Origin of the sequence: Paenibacillus sp. FSL L8-0470 (genome assembly GCF_038008625.1) — a bacterium.
Taxonomy (GTDB): Bacteria; Bacillota; Bacilli; order Paenibacillales; family Paenibacillaceae; genus Paenibacillus_AQ.
In genome coordinates this window covers 7201892-7228251 of record NZ_JBBOZM010000001.1, presented here as the reverse complement: position 1 = coordinate 7228251, position 26360 = coordinate 7201892, and the positions used below count along the sequence as shown (strand labels likewise).

28 protein-coding genes, 1 pseudogene and 1 riboswitch are annotated in these 26360 nt (G+C 46.2%); of the genes and pseudogenes, 19 read left to right on the top strand and 10 right to left on the bottom strand.

Translation table 11 applies throughout. The features are described from left to right. Positions 1–176: 176 nt before the first annotated feature. The 3 genes from NST99_RS32965 (at position 177) to NST99_RS32955 (ending at position 1795) form a co-directional block, all read left to right on the top strand. A complete protein-coding gene (locus tag NST99_RS32965) occupies positions 177–506 on the top strand; it encodes a hypothetical protein (RefSeq protein ID WP_341097364.1) in 330 nt (109 codons plus the stop codon). Between the two features lie 69 nt (positions 507–575). Further along, the gene (locus tag NST99_RS32960; RefSeq protein WP_341097361.1) at positions 576–1547 is read left to right on the top strand and encodes a helix-turn-helix transcriptional regulator; all 972 of its coding nucleotides are present in this window, start codon (positions 576–578) and stop codon (positions 1545–1547) included. 101 nt (positions 1548–1648) lie between these two features. Then, a complete protein-coding gene (locus tag NST99_RS32955; RefSeq protein WP_341097841.1) occupies positions 1649–1795 on the top strand; it encodes a hypothetical protein in 147 nt (48 codons plus the stop codon). Here the strand turns inward: NST99_RS32955 and NST99_RS32950 are convergent. Continuing rightward, positions 1779–2051: pseudogene (locus NST99_RS32950) on the bottom strand (MFS transporter); the annotation flags it as partial. The gene NST99_RS32955 and the pseudogene NST99_RS32950 sit on opposite strands and share 17 nt — an antisense overlap. 22 nt (positions 2052–2073) lie before the next feature. After that, a complete protein-coding gene (locus tag NST99_RS32945) occupies positions 2074–3084 on the bottom strand; it encodes an alpha/beta fold hydrolase (protein ID WP_341097360.1) in 1011 nt (336 codons plus the stop codon). A gap of 133 nt (positions 3085–3217) precedes the next feature. Between NST99_RS32945 and NST99_RS32940 the strand changes: the two genes are divergently transcribed. Then, positions 3218–4144, top strand: a complete 927-nt coding sequence (locus tag NST99_RS32940) for a LysR family transcriptional regulator (RefSeq protein ID WP_341097359.1) — start codon at positions 3218–3220, stop codon at positions 4142–4144. Between the two features lie 148 nt (positions 4145–4292). Next, positions 4293–5171, top strand: a complete 879-nt coding sequence (locus NST99_RS32935; RefSeq protein WP_341097358.1) for a MerR family transcriptional regulator — start codon at positions 4293–4295, stop codon at positions 5169–5171. A 25-nt stretch (positions 5172–5196) separates the two neighbouring features. On the opposite strand, the gene NST99_RS32930 is transcribed toward NST99_RS32935, so the two are convergent. The 5 genes from NST99_RS32930 to NST99_RS32910 are packed head-to-tail and all read right to left on the bottom strand — an operon-like array spanning position 5197 to position 9474. Continuing rightward, positions 5197–6588, bottom strand: a complete 1392-nt coding sequence (locus NST99_RS32930) for a sensor histidine kinase (protein WP_341097354.1) — start codon at positions 6586–6588, stop codon at positions 5197–5199. Beyond that, the gene (locus NST99_RS32925) at positions 6585–7247 is read right to left on the bottom strand and encodes a response regulator transcription factor (RefSeq protein WP_038598089.1); all 663 of its coding nucleotides are present in this window, start codon (positions 7245–7247) and stop codon (positions 6585–6587) included. Before NST99_RS32925 ends, NST99_RS32930 begins: the two co-directional genes overlap by 4 nt. 29 nt (positions 7248–7276) lie before the next feature. Beyond that, positions 7277–8035: a lantibiotic immunity ABC transporter MutG family permease subunit gene (locus tag NST99_RS32920; protein ID WP_341097352.1), complete on the bottom strand. Its 759-nt coding sequence runs from the start codon at positions 8033–8035 to the stop codon at positions 7277–7279. Position 8036: 1 nt separating this feature from the next. Beyond that, entirely contained in the window at positions 8037–8765 is a 729-nt protein-coding gene (locus NST99_RS32915; protein ID WP_341097350.1) for a lantibiotic immunity ABC transporter MutE/EpiE family permease subunit, read from the bottom strand. 1 nt (position 8766) lies between these two features. Continuing rightward, positions 8767–9474, bottom strand: coding sequence for a lantibiotic protection ABC transporter ATP-binding protein (locus NST99_RS32910; RefSeq protein ID WP_341097348.1), 708 nt, complete (start codon positions 9472–9474; stop codon positions 8767–8769). Positions 9475–9611: 137 nt separating this feature from the next. Between NST99_RS32910 and NST99_RS32905 the strand changes: the two genes are divergently transcribed. From NST99_RS32905 to NST99_RS32870, 8 genes are all read left to right on the top strand, one after another. Further along, the gene (locus NST99_RS32905) at positions 9612–9797 is read left to right on the top strand and encodes a hypothetical protein (protein WP_341097346.1); all 186 of its coding nucleotides are present in this window, start codon (positions 9612–9614) and stop codon (positions 9795–9797) included. Between the two features lie 67 nt (positions 9798–9864). After that, positions 9865–10536, top strand: a complete 672-nt coding sequence (locus NST99_RS32900; protein ID WP_341097344.1) for a hypothetical protein — start codon at positions 9865–9867, stop codon at positions 10534–10536. Between the two features lie 21 nt (positions 10537–10557). Then, a complete protein-coding gene (locus NST99_RS32895; protein WP_341097342.1) occupies positions 10558–11535 on the top strand; it encodes a phosphotransferase enzyme family protein in 978 nt (325 codons plus the stop codon). A gap of 84 nt (positions 11536–11619) precedes the next feature. Continuing rightward, a complete protein-coding gene (locus NST99_RS32890; protein WP_341097341.1) occupies positions 11620–12351 on the top strand; it encodes an SMI1/KNR4 family protein in 732 nt (243 codons plus the stop codon). Between the two features lie 249 nt (positions 12352–12600). Continuing rightward, a complete protein-coding gene (locus NST99_RS32885; protein WP_341097340.1) occupies positions 12601–13293 on the top strand; it encodes a response regulator transcription factor in 693 nt (230 codons plus the stop codon). Positions 13294–13376: 83 nt separating this feature from the next. Then, entirely contained in the window at positions 13377–14300 is a 924-nt protein-coding gene (locus NST99_RS32880; protein ID WP_341097338.1) for an ATP-binding cassette domain-containing protein, read from the top strand. Further along, positions 14293–15054, top strand: a complete 762-nt coding sequence (locus tag NST99_RS32875) for an ABC transporter permease (RefSeq protein WP_341097337.1) — start codon at positions 14293–14295, stop codon at positions 15052–15054. The genes NST99_RS32880 and NST99_RS32875 overlap by 8 nt, the downstream gene beginning before the upstream one ends. A gap of 22 nt (positions 15055–15076) precedes the next feature. Continuing rightward, positions 15077–15973 (top strand): sensor histidine kinase, encoded by an 897-nt coding sequence (locus NST99_RS32870; RefSeq protein WP_341097335.1) that lies wholly within the window; start codon positions 15077–15079, stop codon positions 15971–15973. A 135-nt stretch (positions 15974–16108) separates the two neighbouring features. Here the strand turns inward: NST99_RS32870 and NST99_RS32865 are convergent, their stop codons facing one another. Further along, positions 16109–17137 (bottom strand): helix-turn-helix domain-containing protein, encoded by a 1029-nt coding sequence (locus tag NST99_RS32865; RefSeq protein ID WP_341097333.1) that lies wholly within the window; start codon positions 17135–17137, stop codon positions 16109–16111. A 269-nt stretch (positions 17138–17406) separates the two neighbouring features. On the opposite strand from NST99_RS32865, the gene pnuC reads away from it, so the two are divergent. The 5 genes from pnuC to NST99_RS32840 all read left to right on the top strand — a co-directional run bounded on the left by pnuC (position 17407) and on the right by NST99_RS32840 (position 23364). Further along, a complete protein-coding gene (gene pnuC / locus NST99_RS32860; RefSeq protein ID WP_341097331.1) occupies positions 17407–18084 on the top strand; it encodes a nicotinamide riboside transporter PnuC in 678 nt (225 codons plus the stop codon). Continuing rightward, positions 18081–19091 (top strand): AAA family ATPase, encoded by a 1011-nt coding sequence (locus NST99_RS32855; protein ID WP_341097330.1) that lies wholly within the window; start codon positions 18081–18083, stop codon positions 19089–19091. Before pnuC ends, NST99_RS32855 begins: the two co-directional genes overlap by 4 nt. Before the next feature lie 117 nt (positions 19092–19208). Beyond that, positions 19209–19289: riboswitch (glycine riboswitch) on the top strand. A 163-nt stretch (positions 19290–19452) separates the two neighbouring features. Then, on the top strand, positions 19453–20844 hold the full coding sequence (locus NST99_RS32850; RefSeq protein ID WP_341097329.1) for an amino acid permease: 1392 nt from the start codon (positions 19453–19455) through the stop codon (positions 20842–20844). A gap of 315 nt (positions 20845–21159) precedes the next feature. After that, positions 21160–22563 carry a phytase gene (locus NST99_RS32845; protein WP_341097327.1) on the top strand — a complete coding sequence of 468 codons (1404 nt, stop codon included), beginning with the start codon at positions 21160–21162 and terminating at the stop codon, positions 22561–22563. Positions 22564–22692: 129 nt separating this feature from the next. Beyond that, positions 22693–23364 carry a YdeI/OmpD-associated family protein gene (locus tag NST99_RS32840; protein ID WP_341097326.1) on the top strand — a complete coding sequence of 224 codons (672 nt, stop codon included), beginning with the start codon at positions 22693–22695 and terminating at the stop codon, positions 23362–23364. Positions 23365–23531: 167 nt separating this feature from the next. Here the strand turns inward: NST99_RS32840 and NST99_RS32835 are convergent, their stop codons facing one another. Further along, positions 23532–25007 (bottom strand): DHA2 family efflux MFS transporter permease subunit, encoded by a 1476-nt coding sequence (locus NST99_RS32835; RefSeq protein WP_341097324.1) that lies wholly within the window; start codon positions 25005–25007, stop codon positions 23532–23534. 166 nt (positions 25008–25173) lie between these two features. On the opposite strand from NST99_RS32835, the gene NST99_RS32830 reads away from it, so the two are divergent. After that, positions 25174–25728, top strand: a complete 555-nt coding sequence (locus NST99_RS32830) for a TetR/AcrR family transcriptional regulator (protein WP_341097322.1) — start codon at positions 25174–25176, stop codon at positions 25726–25728. Between the two features lie 37 nt (positions 25729–25765). On the opposite strand, the gene NST99_RS32825 is transcribed toward NST99_RS32830, so the two are convergent. Next, a complete protein-coding gene (locus NST99_RS32825; RefSeq protein ID WP_076113772.1) occupies positions 25766–26197 on the bottom strand; it encodes a MarR family winged helix-turn-helix transcriptional regulator in 432 nt (143 codons plus the stop codon). Between the last annotated feature and the right edge of the window lie 163 nt (positions 26198–26360).

Sequence of the window (26360 nt, the reverse complement as noted above, 5' to 3'; positions counted from 1 at the left end):
GGAGGGACTCCCAGATTGATGAAGTTTATCCGGTTTTTTTTCATTATCACTTTCTTTTCATCGTCGGATGCAATAGCAGTAATTCGTCCAAGCAAATAGCAGCCGCCCCATCAGTAGCTACTTCTACGGGAACAGCTTCACCCACAGAGCTTCCTAAGGGTTCCAGTACCACCAGCGTGAACAATTATTCAGATGATGAGATCCTTTCCTTTGTTCTTAAATACAGTAATTTAAACGAAACTACAGTAAAACTAAAGGATTGGCCTGATACAGATGAAGACGAAGAACAATTGAGCGACCCTATTTATTTTGTTTTAGTCGAAAAAAGACCAGATAGTAAAAGTAATGAGGTAGATCAAAGGGATTATTACAGTATTTACTTTGGTGAGAATGTTGGGGATCATATTGCCAGGTCTTTACGGATATTTGTGAAATATGATCTGAGTGAGACCGTCTTATCCGAAGCTGGATATTTTGATGAACAGACTGAAGTTATCCATCCGTAGATCGTAAAGAATTACTTCCAAATATGATGATATAACATTGAATTTTCGCGAGGAAAGAAGGTGCTACTGTTGGCAAAATGGGATAATATGCTATCGATGCTCTGGATGCTACGCTCCGGAAGGAAACTCACCGCCGCGCAGATCGCGGACAGTTTGGAGATCAGCATCCGCACCGTGTACCGGTACATCGACGCATTATGCGCCAGCGGTGTGCCAGTCGTTGCGGAATCGGGCCATGACGGCGGCATTCACATTCTGGAAAGCTTCAGGGAGACGCCATTATTCTTCAATTCCGTAGAGTTGAAGGCGCTTGTGGACGCGTTTAAATTTGCGCAAGGCGCTGGCTATCCGTATACCGAAGAGCTGGAAAGTGCATTGGAGAAAGTGAAGAATGGGCTGCACGAAGAGCAGCGCGACGATCTGTCCCGCCAGACGAGTGGCTTGGATGTGATTTCTCCGGTGCGTCCGCCTTCCGGCGTTCTGTTGTTGCGGGACCTGGAGCAGGCGGCGAAGGATGGGCGAACGGTCTGCATAGCTTATCGTAAAGAGAATGCGGGGCAGGCTGACGAACGTAAAGTCGATCCATACGGGTTGGCTTACGACCGGAACGAATGGTACGTTGTCGCGTTTTGCCATCGGTCGCTGGCAATGCGGACGTTCCGCGTAGATCGTATCGCGCGGCTGGAGCCGACCGATGCAAGGTTCGAAAAGCCGGAGCATTTCTCCGCGTCCGCCTATTTCCGCGACCAGTCTAAACAGGAACGGGAGGCGGACGGACCGCTGACGGTTATCCGCATCGAGGGAGAGCCCGACACCCTGAACGCGGTTTGCCGCCACTGGCATCTACGCCACTATTTGACGGAACGGACCGATCGCGAGGCGAGGTTTCTGCTGGACGTTCCTACGATGAACAAGTACCTTCCGATGTATCTGCTGACGTTTGGTCCGGCCATTTGTATACGAGAGCCGCTGGAGCTGAAGCGTCGGATTCAGGAAATGGCCTACGGAATCGCAAAACATTACGAAGACGATTCCGATTGACTTCGCTGACAATGGTTGTCAGCGAACCCGGTATACGATAGAGATAAGGCTGTGGAATTGGCAGCTAAACGATGATGAATAAAGGAAAGGTGGTTTCATACATGCTTAAACACCGGCAGCAATTGTACGAATATCATGTTTGGGCGAATGACCAGCTATTCACCCACCTGCTGCTTGAAACAGATGCTACGCTGAAGGAAATTGCAGAGGGCATCGGCTATCAAGACCCAAAAGGTGTACGGGCATAAGCCCGTTGCTGATAATAAACACACTGAGGGCAGCCATCAGTAGCTTCTTGCGCTCCATATTGATTGTTAATGCAATTAGAATCGGAGCAACAATGGCCGCTCCCAGAGCAAATACAGTCACTAGTAAACCAGCTTCGGAAGTAGATACTCTTAAATCCACGGCGATCATTTCAATGACTCCTGTAATAATGTATTCAATGGTTCCGATTAGAAAAACAGTAAGTGCGAGGACATATATAATCAACTTATTTTTCAATTTAATCCGCTTCTCCTCAGTTTCATTCAAGCAAGAAACTCTTTAGACTTTTATCTATAAATACGGAATCTGGTTCATGCTGTCCAATGCCTGCGCAATGCCCCCACTTGGATTCAACAGGGAGGAAGAATGCATTTGGTATCTGTTGTGCTTCAACTTTGCTATCCTGGGGAGTGAAGAAAAGGTCTGTACTTCCCGGCATAACCAGGGCCCGTGCGGTTATCCTGCTTAATGCAAGGTGAAAATCACCGTTATACATCGGATTAGCGCTAATGTCACCTGTAATGCCGGTTCGTAACATGGTGATCAGGTCATTAGCGTCAAAGGTCAAAAATACTTGATCCCAGTAATCTACGAGATATTCCTCCAGTGTGTGGTAGCCCTCCTGCTGATAGAGCTGCTCTAGATAATAAGCCTGAGAGAACCCCCAAGCTGCGTAGACTCGACCCATGGCTGCCAATCCCGTTTTAGGTTTCTGTGTGTAAAAACCATTTTTCCAGGCAGAATCAGCCTGAAGGGCAGCGATCATTCCTTCAAATACAACCTTTGTATGTGGCCGGGTCATGGCAGTCCCGCCGAATGGAGCGATTCGTTTTACCATATCGGGATAGCTTGCCCCCCACTGAAAGGTCTGCACAGCGCCTAGTGACCAACCTACAACGAGGGCGATTTCTGTAATACCGAACTTTTGATTCACCAGTTGATGCTGCAGCCGCACATTATCATAAATTGAGATCAGTGGAAAATTTGCTTGTTGATAGGGCGATGGCGTATTGCTTGGCGAGGAGGAGAGTCCATTGCCCAACATATTAGGGACGATAATAAAATATTTTTCTGGATCCAGTGCCTTGCCAGGTCCGATTAACCATTCGTTATCAGTATGCAAGCCGGCAAACCAGGTGGGATATACAATCACATTATTTTTGGCTGCATTTAACATGCCGTATGTTTTGTAGGCGAGAATGGCATTAGGCAGAGTGTTACCGGATTGCAGCAGAACATCTCCTAGTTCATAAATATCATAATCTCTCATATAAAAACTCCTTCTCATAGCTAAAGTAGGGACTGCCTTCCTTGTCATCACTCTACGATGCCGCTATTGTTAAGTCAAAGAAACGTTCATGAATATAACGTTCATTTTTTTTGAATTAAGGAGCGGAAATGTGATGGAATTGCGCCAATTAAAAACCTTTTATACGCTTGCTTCCACACTCAACTTTACCCGAGCTGCAGAAGTGCAGAACTATGTCCCTTCAACGGTTACGATGCAAATGAAGGCCTTAGAGGAAGAATTGGGTGTCAAGTTGGTGGACAGATTGGGTAAAAATGTGACTTTGACCGATGCAGGGAGAAAGTTCCTGCGCTATGCAGATAACATATTGAGTGTGGTTGAAGAAGCACAGCATGCCGTTAAGCAATCCGGCGAATTGACGGGTACGGTAGTCATAAGTGCCGATGAAACGTTATGTACGTACCGGCTGCCGGCTGTATTGCGCCAGTTTCGTTTGTGCTATCCAGGGATTCGGTTAATGTTTCGTCCGCTGGCTAATTCGAACCTCAAACAGAGCTTGCGTGAAGGGGACGCTGACATTATTTTTATGCTGGATGAGGACAAGGGCGAGACAGGATTTTGCGGTGAAAAAATGCTGGATGAGCCCTTTTATCTATTGGTATCACCAGATCATCCTTTGGCTGCACGTACTGCACTGGCCATTGAAGATTTTCATGGCGGGACCTTTTTGTTAACGGAAAAGGGATGTTCCTATCGCACTTTTTTTGATCGAAGTCTTTCACAGAAGGGCATGGGGGGAATTACCGAATTGGAGTTTAACAGTGCTGAGGCTATTAAACAATGCGCAAAAATAGGAATGGGCATTGCCATATTGCCTGAAATGGCCGTGATAGGAGAAGTGGATCGGGGAGAACTGGTTCCGTTGCCGTGGGATTTGACCGCCACATCGTTTGCAACCCAAATGTTTTGGCATGAAGAGAAGTGGATCTCGCCAGCAATCGAAGCCTTTTTGAGCTTGACCAGAGAAACATTTTTGAAATCCTCGGGTGGATTTGAAACCTTATCTTCAAAAGGAAGGTGATTTAGAATCTTTCATTCCTGTATGGGTGGTTGTGAACATGACTCAATGGAGCGTTTTTCACTTCACTGTGCTTAGAGAAGGAACACTCTTGAAATTGTCGCAGCGTCAAGTGCTATTATAACTTTGAGAGCTCGGAAAGGAGATCAGGATGAACAGATCTGTTGCAATCAATAAATTGTCGGAGCAGATGGGACTGACGAGTCGCACCTTGCGCCACTGGGAATCAGAAGGACTCTTTAAAAGTTCAAGGGATACCTCCTCTGGCTGGAGAATTTATGATGAAAATGCACTCTTATGTATACGAATTACTGCAGTACTTCGCAAAATGGATATTCCGATAAAGGATATAAAATCTGTTATCGCAAACAAGTCCCCTTCACAGCTTAGCACGGTTATTGCAAATAAAATCTCCACTCTAAAGGTGCAGAGAGCAGAAGTACTCCTTTTTGAACAGCAATTAGACCGGGTCTTGAAACTGCTTCAAAAGCAAAACGCAGACTGTTTGTCTAGTCTGGATGAGATTCTTACTGAAACGGAGGATTTGTTAATGAGCAATTTGAAAGAAGCCAACATAATCAAAATTATTACCCTTCCTCCTATGAGGGTGGCCTACAATATTGCTATAGGTGTATCCCCGGAAGATGAAGCAATGGCACCGGTGCTGGATTGGATTAAGTCGGCAAACTTACTGGGCACAGCACGTTTATTTGGTGGTAATGTGAAGCCAATGCCAAGTCATCTGGGTACCCCATATGGATATGGCATGTGTGCTACCATCCCAGATGGTACGGATGTTCCAAAACATTTAAAAGAAATGATGTTACCCGGGGGCCTATACGCTATGCTTGAAAGCAGTGACGATATAGGTGATTCATGGAAAACGTTAATGCGTCACTTGTCCAAGCATAATAAGTACAAATCTGACCGTTCAAGAGTATGCTTGGAAGAACACATTCGTAATGATAATCCAGATGGTTGCGGAAGCAAATATTATCTGAATTTATTCGAACCTGTAAAACTGAAATAATCTAGGGACACCACAAGAGCGCTCGTTACTCCTGCCCATAACCATCCCAGCCTCCCGCAGAAACAGGAATGCTCATAGTCACCTTCCCTCCGCCGGAGGATGGCATATTGGCTATAGCTAAGCTCCCTCCATGCTGCTTGGCGGCGGACTCGGCAATGTACAGCCCCATCCCGTGATGATTGCCGGAACTTCGGCTCTGGTCCCCTCTATAGAACTGGGTGGCGGCTTCTTTCAGATCGGTTGGCGAGAAGCCGTTGCCCGTATCCGTGACCGTGAAATGGACAGCAGCGTCATCCCCCCGGACCAGCAAAGCAACGCTCCCCTGGGGAGGCGTATGCTCGACCGCATTGGCGATCACATTGACGATTCCCCGCTGAAACAGTTCCTTATCTAAGAGGAGAAATGCAGGAAGCTTATCCTTCTGGATATGCGTATGCAGGTCCTTGCCGGAGGACAGAGCCTTCATCTGCAGCTCTAATTCCCCAATAATCTCCGCTGTACGTACCAGCGATTTCTGACGAACAAAACTGGCCTGCATGCTGGACAGATCAATAACCTCTTGTACGAAGGCCTCAATATCCTCGGCGCTGCGAAGAATGTATCCGTTATATTCCAGCTGGGCAGCAGTCTGTGTCGTCTCCTGCAGCAGCTCTGCATTTCCCCGAATGACGGTAAGCGGGGTTTTGATATCGTGGGCCAGCGCTGAAATCTGCTCTCTGCGGGAACGCTCCAGCTCCCACTGCCGCTTGAGTGAGGTGTGCAGGGCTTCTTTCATCCGGTCCAGTGAGGCCAGCACATCATCGATTTCGCGGATACCGCTGGGCTTGACGGTAAACTCAAGATTCTCGCGCTGGATGTTCTCTGTCGCTTCCTGTAATCCTGCCATTTTCTCAGTGAGCTTTTTGCCGAACCGGGCGGCAAGCAAGGCTGCCTGGAGCAAAATGCCCAAGATGAAGAGCAGCACTCCCAGCAACTGAGGATTCGGCAGATAGCTGCGCAGCAAGGAAGATGCATACTGCGGTGTTAAGCTATACCGGAATATCCAGATCTCCTGTCCGTGCCGGGCGGTTGTATAGAAATGAGAGTCCTGAGTATTGCCTTGCTGTATAATCTCCCAGGCATGTGCTGCTTCACTCCGGCTCAGATTACCGGCGAGAGGTTCTCCTTCCTGGGTGAAAACCGTATAATCTACCATTCCCGGAACGCTATCGGGCGTTACTGTTCTGCTTGAGGCAAGACGCTCCTTGAACGCAGCAATCTCCTTCTCGGCATAGTTAGCAGGGAGTATAATATTGGAGGAAAACGCCAGTGTGAACAAGCCAAGTACAAGCACCAGCAGCAGAATCGTCCCTGTGCTTAAGAACAAGAGGTATTGCAGGAAAAAGGTGCGAAGGCGCACTGTTTTGATTCGTTTCACAGATTCCACTTATATCCAATCCCCCAGATAGTCTCAATCGCGTCGATCCCGTATTTGCTCAGCTTGGCGCGGATGTTCTTGATATGCTCCGTAATGGCGCTGCGGTCGCTTTCTCCGTCAAACCCGAAGACCGCTTCATAAATATGTTCTTTGGAGAAGACCTGTCCGCGGCTGCGGGCCAGAAATTCGCAAATTTCATATTCGCTTTTGGTCAGAGGCACCTTGTCCTCTTGGACCAACAGTTCTTTACCGGAGAGGTTGAAGTGTACATTCTCCAGATAGAGAACATTCCGCCGCTCTCTGCTTTCCCGCCTGAGGTGGGCGCCAATCCGTGCCCGCAGCGCGCCTATGCCAAAAGGTTTCACAATATAATCATCTGCCCCCAGTCCGAGGCCGTACATCAGATCGCTTTCCAGTGTTTTGGCCGTTAAAAAAAGGATCGGGCAATCCACCGCCGCGCGTATTTCCCGGCAGAGTGTAAAGCCGTCCACACCCGGCATCATCACATCCAGCAAAATAAGATCATACGCGCCAAGGTCATTCCGGCACACCTGTGTAGAATCAGAGATCGTTGTCACCAGATGATTGTCAGTAATAAGCGCGTTGCGGATCAGCGACAGGATGGCGGGTTCATCGTCTACCACGAGTATTTTTGCCATATTCGTTCCCTCGATTGTAAGTTGTATGTCTAATTATCGGTTGATCGTCCCTCCCACCGCTGGAACCATGCAGCGCATAGAAGAGCAGCCATTATCGTTCCCAGTACACAGACCGTAATTCCGGCGCTCAGCCCTGATACAGTGGGGGATAGCGTGGTACCGGAAGCGTGGATTGTCCATAGAGAGATGAAGCGGACGCCCCATGCGAAGGGAATATACGGCCAGATGGCATCGCCTAGCCCGGTGAGCATTAAGGCGGCGACCAGACTCCCTACAATCCCCACCCCGATGGAAGCGCCTCTTCCGAAGCGCAGACTGGCTGTCAGATGAAGAAGGTAGAGAAACATATTGCTCCCGAACAGAATAACCGCCCCGGTGATGTAAAAGGGCATTCCCAATCTGTCTTGCTGGAGAATTCCGCCGAACCCCAGGCCAAAAAGGGTGTAAGCAAACAGGACGGCTCCAAAGCCAAACAACAGCAGGAGAAGCAGCTTGCTTATATAGGCAGTAATTTTGTTTGCGGGTATAGCAAGCATGCTTTGAAACTGTCCTGCAGCCGCTTCCTGTTCCACCGCCATGGAGCAGACTAGCCCGATCAGGGTAGGAAATGCGCATCCTAGAGACTGCATAAACGCCAGAGCTTTGTCGGTTGCACTCCATGGGGAGTACGAATAGTACGCTAAGAATACGCCAACTCCGATAAGAGGAACCAGCAGATGAATTAGCAGAAACGGCGTATGCCGGCTTTTGAGCAGATCCGCTCTCAGCAATCCCGGTAGTGAAGCCATGTTACTTCGCCTCCTGCTTACGAAACCATAGCGCAGTAAGGAGGGAGAGTAATCCGAACCAGGCCAGGGAGATCAGGACATCCGGAAGAATCATTTCCGTGCTTCTCAGCGGACTGTCCACCGGTACGGGGAGACCGTTCGGCAGGATGGACAGAACCGGGCACATGAGCCTGGGAGTAATAGTATAAGGCATGAAATCCCACAGTCCTCCGGTATCGAAGGCAACGACACCCATAACATTACCGAATATATTAAGCAGAACAGCAGCGAATAATCCGAGCCGTGCGGTCAGGAACAGACACAGCGGAATCTGCCACAGAAACGTGACGAAGATCAGGAGGCTCCCGGCCATGCTGTTCATCAGCGGAATGGTTTGGCCGAACAGTATTCCCCCTGACGTAACGGCAACCAGGAACAGGAGGATGGCGACTAATAGCCATTCTGCACAGGCTATTATTTTCCCGGTCCAGAGGGTCCTCAGATCAACGGGCAGAGCCAGCAGTCCACGGTATTTCATCTTGGCATCCTTATGCAGAGCCAGTGAACAGGTTAGGGTCAGCGCCCCGGGCAAGAGCATCGTGTACCACCAGTTGTACGCCCCGCTTTGAAATAAGCGTCCGCCCATTAAGATGGCGCAAAGGAGCAGCGTGAACACAGGTGCTAGCCAGACAAGCTTAGGAATAAAGGTGCCCCGCCATTTTAAACGTTCAGCCCTAATATGACGAAGCATGTTATTCACCAGCCCTTCGGTTGGCTGCGGCGACCTGCATGAACAAGGCTTCGAGCTCTTGCCCGTGGGGAACGGCTCCCTGATATCCCAGAACTCCCCCGGCTATAATTCCGATCTGATCCACTACCTGTTCGACTTCAGAGAGAATATGACTCGACAGAATGACGGTGATTCCTTGCCCGGGAAAAGAACGGATCAGCTCCCGCAGCTCCTGAATCCCGATGGGGTCCAGCCCGTTGGTCGGTTCGTCCAGAATCAGCAGCTTGGGCTGGTTCAAGAGCGCAATCGCGATTCCCAGCCGCTGCTTCATGCCCATGGAGAACTGTCCGGCACGTTTCTTTCCGGTATGGGTTAAATCCACGACAGCGAGCGTTTCCTCGATGCGGGACTGCGGCAGTCCGAGGGCAAGCGTGCGCACCTTAAGATTCTCTCTGGCAGTCAGATTCTCATAGAGCGGTGGCGCCTCAATTAATACGCCAATCTCGCTTAAATCCTTCCGGGTCCATTCATTTCCATGAATGCGAATACTCCCGGAATCGGGGCGCAGCATGCCTGCGATCATTTTGAGCGTTGTTGATTTACCTGCGCCATTCGGCCCTAAGAGCCCATAGATCGAGTTACGGGGTACTGCTAACGTTACTTTGTTGACGGCTGGTTGATGTTTGAAGCTCTTGCAAAGATTCTGAGTTTCTAAAATAATGTCCCGCATATTATATCATCCTTTCCACTTCCACAGTGTAAGGGGAGATTCTAAGGATTCTGTAAGGATAATGGGGGATACACCCGAAGAATTAAGAGGTAATCTATAAATAGTGCAGGATTGAACCTGGGGAGAAAAACGTATCTTTGCTGAATTTAAATAAGATTGCGGAATCCCTTGAAGTGAATTTAATACAGTTGTTTGCATATCTGGATGAAGATTTCATCGTTACATCAGCAGAGAGCGATATTCAAGACATTGTGGCTTTACTTCGTGATGCCAATGATGAGAAGATACGGCTGGCTAAAAATGTACTAAAAGAATTATTATGAAACAAAAGTATGGCCGCGACCTAACCAGCTGTTAAATTACGAATAAGGAAAGGGTGACGATATGGTTTTGTCAAAAAGAGCTTGTGATTATCTTGCACACTCCGAATGGAAAGACTCTGTTAAGGATGAGAAGGAGATAATCAATGCCTTTCAAGCGGCAAGAATCATGCCTACAGATCCGTTAATAGATTTCCAAACAAGATTCGGCGGATTTACACTCTATGCTTACTTGGAGCCTATCGTATATGGAATTCTTCATAAGGTGCCTTGCCGGGGCGATTTTAAACATGAGAGCGGATTAATCGTAATGGAACCGGAGGATGATATCGTCATACGCCACTTTAATTGTGCAGATACGTTGTATCAAGAGATATTTTCAATTGATGAGCAAGGCAGATATTATGAGGGATACGACTTGAAATGCAACAATTTTGAGACCCATATAGAGAGTTCAGCCATGCTGAATCAGGTCAACAAAGGGAAATGGCAGACCGTTTATAAATATGAGTTAGACGCATATAGAGACTACTATGAGATTGTGGATGAGAACAAGTATGGTGAATTAGTCAAACTGCTGGGGCTAAAAAAGGTGGAAGATTTCCCTGAGGATATTATTAGTTGGGATACGAACGGAGAAATTCTTGTCTGGAAAAGGGCCGATTCCGTGGTTGTACTTAGTGAGAACGGAATTAAGCCCCGGGAATTAGAGGGAATTAAGGAGATTTTCCAAGAAGAGTAGGGTAACTAGGGGGGATATTCTATGGATTATACGAAGTGTTTTAAGGAAGTCTTACTGAAGTATTCTTTTATTGACCCTTTCGTGGAATTGATCCGTCATAACGAGAACATCACATACAAGGTCACAGAAAAGTATTCTGGAGACACTTACTTGTTGCGGATGCATAAACCCATTACAAAAAACATGCAGGGTGTACATAATACGCGTGAGGCTGTTCAATCGGAGTTGGAATATCTGTTAGCTTGGTCTTCTCATTCCGAATTACCTGTTCAAATCCCTGTTCCGAATTTAAACGGTGAACTGGTAACAACTGTTGTTATTGAACACGAAGAAGTGCACTGTTCCGTCTTAAAATGGATTTTTGGGGAAATCATGTCCAAGCAAGATTTAAACAGTGAGGGAACAGTTCGTACCTTTGGGACGCGTATTGCCCATTTGCATCAGTTTTCAATGCGCTATCAACAGGGTTCAAGTTTTATTAGGCCCGAATATGAAATAGAGTGGACAAATACCATGCTGGCCAAATTGCGATCCGGTGAAGAAATGGGGATTATCACTACCAAGGATTTTTATATTCTTGAAAATACATTTTCGTTGATCAATGATCGTGTTAAAGTATTGAGCAAAACGATGGAGACATGGGGATTCATCCATGCAGACATTAACTATAGTAACCTAATCCGCACACCAAAGGGGATTTCATTCATTGACTTTGGCTTGTCGGGTTTTGGATATTACGCGATGGATATCGCTATGGGCGCCCTTTTGACTGAAGGAGAATTGCGAGACGCTCTACTATCCGGCTACACAACTGTCATTTCCAGAAAAATAGACACTGAACAATTAGAGGGTTTCATATTTTTGGTGATATTTTCCTACTACTCTTTTCTGATAAGTAACCAAGATAAGCATATGTGGATACGTAAACAAATGCCGGATTTGATTGAGAATTACTGCAAACCCTTCCTAAACGGTGAAACTGTTTTCTACAGTTTTTGATTCCTTCGAAGCAATCCAATCTTAATTAAAGTGGTGATCTTAATGCAGAACGTTTATCAAGGAATAGACAACGTTTTGGAGAAAATGCAATCAGCTTTAGAGAAGACAAGGCAGCAAAACCCCGATTTTTACGCGAAGTATCCAATGCAGCTGCTAACCGAGGCGGAAGAGCAGGCAATACGCACCGTCTCCGGGGAATGGAATCTGCCCGATGAGTACACCTACTTTCTGAAGCACTATGTTCCCGAATCAGTCTCCTGGAGCACGGATGAATATATCAATCTATTTATTTACGGCGCCAAGGACTTGGTTGAAGGCCAATCGGGTTACAATTATAATCCCGTTACGGAAGAGGTCATTACCGATTGGCCGCGCGATTATCTCGTTATTGCGTCGGATGAAGGTGACCCGTATTGCCTGGATCTCTCCAGAGGAGATACCGTGATTTATACTGCAAGGCATGGAGAGGGTTCTTGGGATTTCTCTGTTGCTTATGATAATCTTATCGAATTTCTTCACAGCGTCTTACTTCCTAGGGGGATTGAGGAGGAATGGGAGATGGGCGAAGACGGGCAGTTGGATTACTACAAAGTATTCATTACAGGCCCGGGCACCGACAAAATAAAAACATTGGTGTTCATCAAAAAGATACTCTCCTGCGATTATGCGCTGGCCAAAACTTATCTGGAGGCGGCACCTCTACTGGTGTATAAGGGCATTGATCGGGTTGCGGCTAACATAGAGGACCAATTAAAAGCCATCGGTGCGGATTATGAATTACAGCAAATCAGTGTGGATGAATTTTTGAAGCAATAGATTGATGAGACGGGGAGATAGTATTGTGGTCGAAAAAACCGGGCTCGGTTGATCTTTTTCATGTTCATCACAGCGGATTCGAATTTCCACGTGGAACATTTGAATAGCATAAAAAACCACCGGATTCCAGCGAACACCGAAAGGGCCGCATCAGGAAGGCTATTCTGGAAATAGAGGTAAAAATCGTCTATCATATAGGCTATAGAACATCTAAATGACAGCTGATTAAGGATAATACAAGGAGAAAAGATGGATAATTCAATAAATATTCTCGTGGCCGAGGACGACAATGACATCAGCCGGCTGCTGTGCAGCATTATTCGAAAAAGCGGTTATGTGCCACAGCCTGCCTTTTCCGGAACAGAGGCGCTACTCTATCTGGAGCAGCGGGAATGGAGCATGGTACTGCTAGATTTGATGCTGCCGGGAATGACGGGCGAGGAGCTGCTTAAATGGATCCGCTTGCGGGGAGGCGTGCCAGTCATTATCATTTCGGCCAAGGGTGAGCAGCAGACCAAGGTGTCAGCGCTGCGCGGGGGTGCGGATGACTTCATTACGAAACCTTTCGATATCGAGGAAGTCTCGGCGCGAATCGATTCCCATCTGCGCCGGTTTGCGCAGATTGCTCCGCCGGCTGTGAAGAGCGTGCTGCAGCATAAGGGACTTGTGCTCGATCACGATTCCAAAACGGTGACGGCAGAGGGAGCGGAGGTTGCGCTGACCGCCCGGGAGTATGAGATTCTCACATTGCTTCTATCGGCACCGAAAAAGGTATTCACGAAAGCAAATTTATACGAAAGCGTATGGGATGAGCCATACTACGGAGACGACAATACGGTCAACGTCCATATGAGCAATTTGCGGAGCAAGCTTGCGAAGGCTGCGCCCGGCAGCGAATTTATTGAGACGGTATGGGGCATGGGCTATCGGCTAAAGCCTTAAGACATTCTTAAGGATTGGCTTTAGCTCCTCTTAAGTTTTCGTTTCTATACTTGGTCTATCACATAAGGGAGGCCAAGACTACAATGAGCGAATATGTATTGCAGACGAATCAATTGTCTAAGAAGTTCAAAGGCAGCGTAGCGCTGGATAAAGTGAATTTATCTATCCGTAAAGGCTCCATATATGGCTTTATTGGGCAGAATGGAGCCGGGAAATCGACGCTGATGCGCATCGTTACCGGACTTGCTTTTCCGTCCGAAGGAAATATCGCGCTGTTCGGCGCGAGCGACGAGCGGGCGTTGACCCAGGCCCGTAAGCGGATGGGTCTGATTATCGAGAGCCCCTCGCTCTTCCCCCACATGACCGCCGCCGAGAATCTGGAGGTGAACCGGCTCCTCCGGGGCATCCCCGGCAAAGACTGCGTCCCAAGGATGCTGGAATTGGTCAGACTGCAGGAAACAGGCAGGAAAAAAGTGAAGAATTTCTCGCTTGGAATGAAGCAGCGGCTGGGTCTGGCAATCGCCATGCTAAGCGATCCGGAATTTCTAATTCTGGACGAGCCGACCAATGGGCTCGATCCGATGAGCGTCATCGAAATGCGCGAGCTGCTCAAGCAGCTCAACCACGAACGAGGGATAACGATTCTGATCTCCAGCCACATTCTGAGCGAACTGCATTTGCTGGCAAGCCATTACGGCATTATTCATAACGGCAAGCTGCTGGAGCAGCTCACTGCTCAGGAATTGAATGATAAATGTCAGCAATATGTGTTTATTAAAGCGGATGATCCGGACAAAGCGGCAACGGTTATTCAGAACGAACTCCACACCAACGATTTCGAAGTGATGCCCGACGGCGCGATTAAGCTGTTTGGCCGCATCGAACAGCCAGGTAAAGTATCTTCGACGCTATTCTCCGCAGGTCTGGAAATTGAGCAGTTTATGCCGATGGGCGAAGACCTGGAGAGCTATTTCATGAAGCGGATCGGGGGTGCCGGGCATGTATAATCTGATTAGATCCGAGCTGTTCAAGCTGCGTAAGGACAGGTCATTCCGCGTGCTGCTGCTAATATCCGCCATTCTTTCACTGGTCTATCCACTGCTTTACTACTTTGACCATAAGTCGAATGGAGAGCCGCAGTTCACGGGAGCCGAATTTCTGATTCAATTTATTGCAAGCAATGCCTATCTGATCAAATTCGGCGTTGCAGCGCTGGCCGGATTCTTCATCGCCAATGAATATGCGACGGGTGTCATGAAGACGATCTCATCGTCGGGCAACGATAGAGGGCGGCTGTTCACCGCCAAACTGATCGGCTTCTCGGTCGGAGCCATGGCTATCTCTCTGGTATTCCCGATCGTAAGCACGACCGAGGTTTCCCTGCTTTCAGGTTTCGGCCATTTGCCGGAGGGGTTTGACGCGTTCTTCATACCGCGGGTCCTAGGACTGACACTGCTGTACACTGCAGGCTATGCGGCGATCGGGGCGCTGTTCACTGCCGTGTTCACCGAAAGCGGTAAAACGATCGGCTTCTCGATGATTTTCTTCCTAATGATTGATACGATTTTGGGGGGCTTAGGTGAGTACATCCCTTTCTTTACTACAGTGTATGATTATTCTATCTTCAAGCTGATGAACGATATCGGCAAGCCCAGTATTGCCAGCGGCGATCTGCCAGCGCTCCTGCTCGTGCCAGTGCTGACGATTGTCGTATCCGCGCTACTCGGTATTCTCGTGTTCCGCAGAAAAGAAATTAAATAATAATGAGAGGGGCGGGAGAGTCTTGCTTATCATAACGCTCATATCGGTTACGGTGGCGGCTCTCTTGCTTACCCATCTGCTGCTGATGAGGCGGGAGCTGGGGCGGATGACAGAGCAGCTGCGTCACTATAATGAACGGACAACCGGTAAAAAAATAGACGTGACTCTATTCGACCATAGGCTCGAAACGCTTGCAGGTCAAATTAACCGCCAGTCCGATCTCGTAGTCGACGCTGAGGCCCGCAGAAGACGAACCGAGAATGAGCTGCGGCAGGCGATTGCGAACATTTCCCATGATATCCGTACTCCGCTCACCTCCATATTTGGCTATATCCAACTGCTGGAAGCGGAGCCTATTACGCCTGAGGAGAAGCACGAATACCTCACCATCGTTAAGAATCGTACAAAACGGCTGCAAGCTCTATTGAACGATTTCTTCGAGTTATCCCTAATCGAATCTTCCGATTATCAGCTTAAGACCGAACGGATCGGAATGACTGTCCTCTTGTCAGACATTCTGGTCGGTTTCTACGACCGGTTTAACGAACGGGATATTACGCCGGATATCCGGATGCCGGAGGGAGAGGTAGCCGTATATGCTGACGAATCAGCCGTGCGGAGGGTCATTGAGAATTTGCTTACCAATACTATCAAGCATGCGACTGGTCATGTAAAAATTTGCTTCCAGCAACAGCCTGAGATTGCCGAGTTCACGATCATTAACGAAGCGAAGGAATTATCCGATATTGATGTGAGGCTGCTATTTGACCGCTTCTACACGGTCGACCGCACCCGATCCGGCCAAGGATCGGGACTTGGTCTTTCTATCGCCAAAAGTCTAATGGACAAGATGAACGGCACGCTGACAGCGGAGCTGCACGGGGGCAACTTAAAGATGACCTGCCGCTGGAAGCTGTGATCACGGGGCACCGAATTAGCCAATCAATGGAGCCAGCTCCATTGATTGGCTTTTCGTGAACGGAATTGAAATCCACCCCATAATATAGCAGGGGAAGCGGTGTAATTGATGGGCTAGTCATTTATGCCACTTTACTTACAGTTTCTTGAAATATTCTATTTCTCTTGCATAAAAATCAACTGCCTTACCCTCTGTGATTTCCCAATTACTTTCCAATTGTTCGATGATTTCTTGAAGCTTCTCAATAGCTTTATCATATTCTCCTTGAATCTCATATATATGTGAATTTGCTATCAATGCATCTATATATTTGGGATTGGGTTGTAGTTCGTATCCTTTGGTGTAATATTCGATGGCTTCGTCGTATTTGCACAGTTTCGCCATGCAGTCTCCCCTAAAGGACCACGTACGCCATTCATCAGGATACAGATCCGTCATCTGCTCCCAAATAACTAATGCCTGAGAAAGGTTGCCTTCTTCCTTGCAGATCAGTCCTCCATATAATTGATATAAATAACCTGGATGGATTTTGTTCAATCCTTCTAGAGTTTCTTTAGCTTCAGCGCATCTGCCATCTGCAAGTAAGTGGTTCATAAGCCATACATAACCCTGCCAGTAATCTGGATGATTTGGCACGAAATTTTTATAATACTCTATAAGTTTATGGTGATTTGAATAGTTCCAGTCAAAAATGACTCCATTCTCCGCATCCCGTAAAGCATTATGATTACTTTTTTTATGTGGATCTAATAACAGGGCCTCCTTGGCATAATGGGAAGCTAATTCACGGTGCTCCTCTGAACGATGAATGTGTAACTGAGCCAGCAATGTGAGACATGGGGCCTTTTTTTCGTCATTAGTTAGCCTTTCTTTGAGAAATTGTTCAGCATAATTAAAATCATCTTTGGAAATAAAATGTTCGGTACTAATCATATTTTCAATACGCTCTAGATGTGTGTCATCAGATAATGCAAATAGCTCATCAATTGTAACCCCTAAAATCACAGATAACTCAGGGAGAATTTGAATATCTGGCATGGTTACGTTGTTTTCCCACTTGGATATGGCTTGGGATGACATATTCAATTTTGTTGCAAGCTCTTCCTGAGTCATTCCTTTTTGTAAACGTAGGGTTTTGATTTTTTTTCCGATCTCAATATTCATTTGAATACCCTCCAATTTTTATCAGTTCGACTAGTCCCTTGAATTATAACTTGTGGTTTAAAATCTCCTCAATGACCGCGTGGTTAAACGAATTAACTTATCAGTTACATTAGCGGCCACAAGGCACGAAGCCTCTCTTTGGATCATTCGATTCATCAAGTGTACATTTTTTGCTTTCAATGATATTAACAATATGTTATTATCAAATTGAAAGTAAGAACGAACTAACCTTATGGTGCACAAATCGGATGAAAGCAGAGGGGATGCAAGTGAATAAATCATGGGGCGGCTGGAACCTGTTTGAATTGACCTGGCTGGTTTTGTTTACCTCAATTGCTGTTGGATTTACGGTGATTTCTAAGGATTCTTTATTCGGATTTACGGTCTTTATCACCGGGGTGCTGTGCGTGGTGCTCGCGGCGAAGGGAAATCTGATGAGTTATGTGTTTGGGATGTACAATACCGTTGGTTATGCATACTTGGCTTACGTCAACGGTTTGTTTGGAGAGGTTATGCTAAATCTGCTTTTCTTTGTTCCTATGAATGTGGTTGGCTTCTACATGTGGAAAAATAACCAGACTAACGGCAAGCTGTCCATGCGTCAGCTGGAGCTCAAGCGTCTGCTCCTTGTGGGGGCGTTCTGCGTATTAGGCAGCCTGTTGCTGGGCCTGGGTCTATCGTTCATACCGGGGCAGAATTCGCCTTATATTGATGCGATTACGACGGTGTTATCCGTTGTCGCCACGCTTTTAATGGTTCGAAGATTCAAGGAACAATGGCTGGTCTATATGGTCCTCAATATGTTCACGGTGCTGCTGTGGGTGATTCGAATGCTGGAGGGGAGCGGTGAAGGCCTGCTGATGATCGTCATGTGGAGTGCGTATCTGGTTAACGCTGTATACGGCTACTACAATTGGAACAAGGGAGCTAGGGAGGTATCAGCATGAAGAGACTTGGCTTGACGCTCGGGAAGTTTGCCCCGCTGCATAAAGGGCATCAGTTTATGTTCGAGACGGCGCTGCAAGAGGTCGATGAACTGATTGTAGTGATCTATGAGACGACGGTGACCCCGATCCCGCTGCATATCCGGGCCAACTGGATTCGCAAGCTCTACCCGGCGGTACGGGTGATTGAAGCCTGGGACGGTCCCGATGGGTATTCTAACAACCGGGAGCATGAGATAAGGGAAGAGCAATATATTCTGGGGTTACTGAAAGGCGAGCAAGTGACACATTTCTACTCCAGCGAGTTTTACGGAGAGCATATGAGCATCGCTTTGGGCGCAGTAGACCGGAGGGTGGATCAAGCCCGCGGGCAGGTACCGATTTCAGCTACTATGGTCCGTTCGGATCCTTACAAGTACCGGGAATATGTGAGCGATAGCGTATATCGGGATTTAATAACAAAAGTGGTTTTTGTGGGAGCGATGTCTACCGGCAAATCCACGATCACCGAAGCGTTGGCCCGGCGGTATCGTACAACCTATGCGAGCGAATACGGGCGCGATTATTGGACGGAGCATCAGGTGGACCGCCGAATTGGCTTGGAGGCGTTCGATGAAATTGCTGTCGGCCATATGGAGCGGGAAGAGCGGGCTTTACTGCAAGCGGATAAATATCTTTTTGTCGATACCAATGCGATCACCACTTATATGTTTGCCCTGGATTACCACGGCCGGGCCCCTGAACGCTTAACCCGGATCGCCCTGGAAAATGCACAGCGGTATGACCTTTTTTTCCTGTGTGACGACGATATTCCTTACGAGGATACATGGGACCGCAGCGGGAATCAGAAGCGGCATATTTTCCATAAGCAAATTATTGCGGATTTGAAGGCGCGGCGGATTCCGTACATCACGCTTCGGGGAAGCCTGGAGGAACGAATGGGCAAGGTAGACGAAGTACTGGCAACGTTCAAGCCCTATCATAATTATTTTGGCGAAGCACGGTGGTAATTAATGTTATTGACAAAACTTTTGACTATGATTAGTATTGAAAAATATTTAAAAGAAGTTATGATCCTATAATCAAATAATTTCTAAGCTATGAATGCTATGGATCACACTATAGCAGGAGCAGCTTCTGGAGAGACCGTGGGGATTCCCCGGCGCCGAAGGGTTCACAATCTCAGGCAAAAGGACAGAAGAGTACTGGATATTTCATTTGTTATTCTGATAATCGTCAGAATAATGAGTGTATTTTATTTAATATTCTTATGACCGTGAGATTGGAGCGCATCCAGTCTCTTTTTTATTGTCATTTTTACTTGTTCATTATTTCACAAAGAATTATTAAATTTAGAGGGGGGAGTTTCACATGGCACCACAAGAACTAAAGAGAGATTTAGAGAATCGGCATGTTCAGCTCATTGCAATTGGGGGGACCATCGGGACCGGATTGTTTTTAGGATCAGGTAAAGCTATACAACTCGCAGGACCATCCATCATCTTTGCTTATTTAATCGTCGGTATTGCCGTGTTTTTTGTTATGAGGGCGTTGGGAGAACTTCTGTTGTCAAAAGCGGGTTATCAATCTTTTACAGACATCGCCGAAGATTATCTTGGACCGCGCGCAGCATTTGTAACCGGATGGACCTATTGGTTTTGTTGGATCATGACGGCTATGGCGGATATTATAGCTGTTGGCGTATATGTACAATATTGGTTTGATATCCCGCAATGGATTCCTGCCGTCATTTGTTTGATCATTTTATTAGGGCTCAATTTATTAACTGTAAAAAGTTTTGGCGAATTAGAGTTTTGGTTTGCATTAATCAAGGTAGTGACTATTCTCGCGTTGATTGTTATCGGGGCAATCCTGCTCGTGATTGGATTCAAAACAGCTAACGGAACGGTTACTGTCAGTAATATTTGGGCGCATGGGGGAGTATTCCCGAACGGGATTTCAGGGTTCTTACTTTCCTTTCAAATGGTTGTGTTTGCCTTTGTAGGTGTGGAATTGGTGGGGGTATCGGCAGCAGAAACATCTAATCCAGAAAAAACCATCCCATCAGCGATTAATAAAATCCCTTTGAGAATTCTATTTTTCTACGTGGGTGCCATTATTGCCTTATTATCCATCAACGCATGGACAGAACTAAATCCGGCAGAAAGTCCTTTTGTTAAAACGTTTAGTTTAGTCGGGATACCGATTGCTGCTGGAATTATTAACTTTGTCGTATTAACTTCAGCCGCGTCTGCCTGTAACAGCGGAATGTTCTCAACAAGCCGGATTCTATATAATTTGAGCAGGAATGACCAGGCTCCAGCCAATTTTGCAAAGCTGAATAAAAATCATGTCCCAAGCAATGCGCTCTTCATCTCCACGCTTGTGTTATCCATGGGAGCTCTTTTGAGTAAGCTGATTCCGGAGACTGCTTTTGGAATCGTGACAACCATCAGTGCCATTTGTTTCATTTGGGTTTGGGGTATCGTCCTGATCTGCCATGTGCGGTATAAGAAAACAAAGCCCGAATTGCAGGCGAAGTCAAAATTCAAAGCCCCGTTCACCCCATTTATTAATTATGTAGTCTTAGCGTTGTTTGCAATCATACTCATTATTATGCTGTTTGCTGAAGAAACACGTCCGGCCTTATTATTGACGCCGTTATGGTTTATTTTATTATTTGTTTTGTATTCGGCGAATCGGAGAAAGCGGGAAAGAAGCAGCAAAATAATCAGTACAGAATCACATCCCATGGATGCCTGACCGAGGTCGCTCTTTTAATAGATCCAATTTATATGCTCCGGCCGGGTGAGTCGTCCCGAACAATAAATCTTCAGAAGTAGTATCCTGGGTAATTGCAACAGTGTCCCTCGCAATCGAGTTTAACTCATTTCCCAGATTATCATAAATGTCGTATCCTATATCATATGAGCAAATTCCCTGCTGAGAAATAATCAAATACTATCTTGAATTTACATTGTAAATTTTACAAAGGCCTAGTTGTCCGTTAATACGTCTTTTACACTCATCTTCTATAGTTAAGCAATTACTAACAATAGAGGGGAACATTGAACATCAATGAAAACATGGGAAACTGTACTATCTACGCTACTCCTTGCAGGCGCTCTACTTCCTGCCGCAACAACTAATGCAGCATCCGCCTCAGACCTAAAAGGATATGAACCTCTGCGCAAGCATATGGATGGGATCGGAGCAACTATCACTTGGGATAGCGACGATAAGTCGGCACTGGTCAAGCTGAAGAACGGATTCGCAGGCACGTTCACGGCAGGCGATAAGGAATATCGTCTAGCGGGTAAAGCAGGCGAGCTTCCAGCGGAGGTCAAATTAGTCGATGGCACGATGTACATTCCTTCCAAGCTGCTTCAAGCAATTCTGGCGGAAAATGCAAAGTTCATCAATTCCGCGGATATCATCACCCCGTATCCGGTAACCGCCCAGGTGGAGACGGCAGCCGTTGAAGATGGCGAGGATGCAGCCGATGACCCGGCCATTTGGCTCGATTCTGCGAACCCGGCGAATTCCAAAATCATTGCCACGAACAAAGGCGGAGGCATTCTCGTCTATGATTTGAACGGCAAAGAGCTTCAGAATTATAAAGTAGGAAAAATGAATAATATTGATATACGTTATAATTTTCTGCTTGGCGATAAAAAAGTAGATATTGTTGGCGCGACGAACCGTTCTACGAACACGATCGATATTTTTGCCATGGATGGGGCAACCGGGAAGTTGACTGACATCGCAGCAGAGCCCATTAAAGCAAAGATGGAAGAGGTATACGGCTTCAGCCTTTACCATAGCCTGAAATCGGATAAGTATTACGCTCTGGTTCTGGGTAAAGCAGGCGAATTTGAGCAATATGAGCTGACTGAGAACGGGAAGGGCAAAGTTTCAGGTAAGCTCGTTCGCGAGTTTAAGCTGGCTACGCAATCAGAAGGAATGGTAGCCGATGATGAGTATGGCATGATGTATATAGCGGAAGAGGATTACGCGATATACAAATATAATGCAGAGCCTGACAGCGGCACAAAACCTCTATCCACTGTCGATATTGCGGACGGACGCCGATTGCAGGATGATATTGAAGGGTTGACTCTCTATTACGGTGCCGACGGCAACGGTTATTTAATCGCCTCCAGCCAAGGCAGTGACAGCTACGCGATATATGACCGTGAAGGCAATAACGCTTACCTCACTAGCTTTAATATCGCCGATGGCGCATTGACCGATGGCACCTCAGTGACTGATGGTATTGATGTACTCGGGTTCGGACTGGGCGAACAGTTCCCTTATGGCATTTTCATCGCACAGGATGATTCCAACATTAACAATGGCAAAGAGCTTAACCAAAACTTTAAAGTGGTAGCCTGGGATCAAATTGCTAAAGGTGCAAAGACCCCGCTATTAATGGACAATAAAGTTGATCCTCATAAACTCGTGGACCGCAGCGCGAAGTGATAGTTGTTAACAGCTAACGTTCAAGTTTTAAAGCAAAGAACATTTTCTCACAAGTAGCCTCCAATCCCACGTTTTAGGGATCTTGGGGGCTGTTTTATGATAAAGACAACATATAACGGGGGTCCGTACATGGCTAAAACAATTGTAGAAAAGCTAAATATGCACAAATTCAAAAAGGTTGCTGTATTGTACAGACCAGAGGATGACGACAGTTTAGCGGGATTAGCAGAGCATGACACTGAATTAACAGCCAGCAGTTATGATCTGATTTTTGCTTATGTGCTCAATATGGAATCGCTACAGAATCTCGTCCAGAAAGTGATTGATCACAACTATTTAAATACAGGCGGCTATTTGTTCGCCGCTTATCCCAAAAAGGGGAATAAGGTTTATCCGACCTATATTCACAGAGACAGTCTTTTTGAAGGGGTAGGAGCCGATGAGGACGGTTATATTGGCACGGGCAACCTGAAGTTTGCACGTATGGTGGGCTTAAATGATGTGTTTACCGTAGTTGGATTCAAAGAGGAGGCGCGGAAGAACAAGGAAGCATCCTCAAAGCCAAGTCAACGTGTGGACGATTACACCTCTATGATCCCCGCTGTGGAGCAAGATCTGACGGATAGTGCGGAGACACTGGCTTTTTACCAGTCCCTTACGCCCGGCTACCGAAAGGATTGGGCCCGTTATGTATACAGCGCCGTACAAGAGGAGACTAGAGAAAAACGGCGGGCGGAAATGAAGAGGATTCTGAGTGAAGGGTATAAAAGCATTGATATTTACCGGAGAGACAAGCCGTAAATGGAACTGCAGGATTAATTTATCTTGATTTGCATGACGGATTAACTCAATTCACAGTCGAATGCGCTATGCGTATTTTTGGTTTGCGAACATAATAAAAGAAAAGCCACTCCGCATAAAGAGTGGCTTTTCTTCTTCATATACTTAATATTGCTAGCTCATGCGTGTTACAACAGAGGTTCTTCCTTGCTGACTGCGTTTGCTTTTTTTTCAATTATGATCTTCTTTTTCGTAGGCATAAATAATGTGATAACAAATGCGGCAATGGATAAAATCATCATGAAGTAATAGGCGTCACTTGCCCCTAAAATCGATGTAAGGGATTTAAGGAGCTCAGCAGTAGTAGAAGGATTCTGCTGGATCACTGTAGCTGCATGGCTTGTTGCCTGCACTGTATAAATTGTAATCACGACAGCCGTACCAATCGCCCCGGCAATTTGGCGGACGGTATTATTCACTGCTGTACCATGCGTACCGAGTTGCTTGGGCAGCGCATTTAGTCCCGCCGTATTAAGTGGCATGGTAATGAAGCTTAATCCAATTCGCAGGCAGATCGTACGAATCATTAAATACATATACGTTGTCGATTCAGATAAATCTGTTACCGCCCACATGGATGGAATAACAAACAGTAAACCGATGATGAACAATGGCTTCGCACCGAAACGGTCGTATAATTTACCGGTGACGGGTGACATCAAAGCATTTACAAGCGCACCCGGCAATAATAGAAGCCCTGCATCAAATGCTGTGAATCCACGGCCATTCTGCAGATAAATAGGCAATAGAATCATATCTGCGTACATCATCATCGTGACTAGCACGTTAATTAGAGACGTTAAGGTAAAGATTTTATTTTTGAAGACAGACAGGTTTAACAGCGGGTCATCGGACTTGATCTGCCGAATACAGAATAGGGCCGTTACAACGATCCCAATCCCTATGGAGAGGATCACTAGTGCATCGTCCCAGCCTTTACTGCCTGCGCTGCTGAAGCCGTATAAGATTAAGCCAAATCCGATGGTTGATAAAAGAACGCTCACTACATCGAGCTTCGACTTAGACGTTTCGGATACATTCACTAAATATTTGAAGGCCAGCACTATGACAATGACGACAAGGGGGATGAGGCCAATAAATAACCAGCGCCAAGAATGATATTCGACGATAAATCCCGAGAGCGTCGGTCCAATGGCAGGAGCGAAAATCATCGCCAGTCCAAGCAGCCCCATAGCGCTGCCGCGTTTCTCAATAGGGAAGATAGCGAGCACAACACTCATCATGAGCGGCATAATAATGCCTGCGCCGGCCGCTTGGATCATACGTCCTATTAAGAGCACAATAAAGCTTGGTGCCGCTGCACAAATGATTGAGCCCATTAATAGAAATAACATGGCGCTTAGAAATAATTGCCGCGTTGTAAAGCGCTTCATTAAATAGGCTGTAATCGGAATTAATATCCCGTTAACCAGCATAAAGCCCGTTGAAATCCATTGTACAGTCGTTGCCGTGACATGAAATACATCCATTAAATTACTTAAGGCGACATTTAATAACGTCTGATTGAGTGTGGATAAGAAACAACCCAAAATTAAGATGGTTAGTAAGATTCCTTTATTTATTTTCTTAATGTCTTCTTGCACAGTGTAATCCCCTCTTCATTGCTTTTTCGACACAGTGTCAATAAAATGAATCATATCAGTAATTAAGAATTATTCCTATTTACAATTTTATTGAAAATGTTGACTAATCGACAGAACGGGTGGATTAGTAGATGAAGTGACAAATAAACGATAATCGAGGGATGAAATGTCTGCACAAAAGAGAGTAGATCCACGAGCCATTCGCTCGAAAAAGATGCTGAAGACTGCCGTCTTTTCATTATTGGAAGAAAACCCGGATATTTCGCAGCTGACCGTCCAAAAAATCGCCAGCCGGGCAGAACTGAACCGTGCAACGTTTTATTTGCATTATGAGGATATTAACGATTTGTTGCGCCAGATCGTACATGAAATCTTTGATGACCTGTCCATGAAAGTTGAACCGCTATTACAAGTGAAGAGCAGCAACGAACAGGAGCAGTTGGTTACATTCTTAAATTATTTTTATGAATACCGGAAGATCTTTGCTGTATTCGTTGAGCATAAAGGCTTCAAAAATCACTTGTCCAACCTGTTGAAAAATACGATAGAAACACGAAGAAACGCGAGAAGAATAGATTCCATAAAGGAGGTTGTTTCAGTCGATATTGTGGTATCATCACTGCTGGGGATTATTATGTGGTGGATTAAGGATGGCATCCAATATAATTCTGAATACATAGCAGCGCAAATTACCTTGATGCATAGAAGAAGGTTTTTGTAAAAAAACCACTCACATGGGCAGGAGTGGCTTTGTCTTGCTACAAGGTCTCTTTCACTTTGATTAATAACTTCAAGAAGGCCGCGCTTTCTTCTTCGGTAAGGCCCTGGGTAACACATCGTTCTACTTCCATGAATATATCGTGGAATTCTTCGACGAGGTCGGCCCCTTTTTGCAATAAATATATTTTTTTCTGCCGTTCATTATCTTCCGGAATCACCCGCTTGATATACCCTTTTTTCTCCAACCCCTGAAGCATGCTGGTGATGGTGGCTCCCTTACGGTTGAAACGCTCGGCCAAATCCTTCTGGATCACACCTTTGTCCTGATGTTCAAAAATATAGCCCATCATCTGCCCTTGCTGCGCATTCAGTCCCAGTTCCGATAATCTGACATTGGCCATACCTCTGATTTTCAATCCAATCTCCCGGATTAAATCGGAGTAGGGGGTAAGCAAAGCTTGCTTCGTCATCCTGTGCCTGACTCCCTTGCTATAGTTTGAATTCTAATTATAAGAACATCTTAATTTTCGGTCCCTAAATTGTCAAATTCAAATGGTTAGACTTCATTTAATTTTATGATTGACAGTTAGAAGTCTAACTGTTATATTTCAATCAATAACAAACACTATCCCA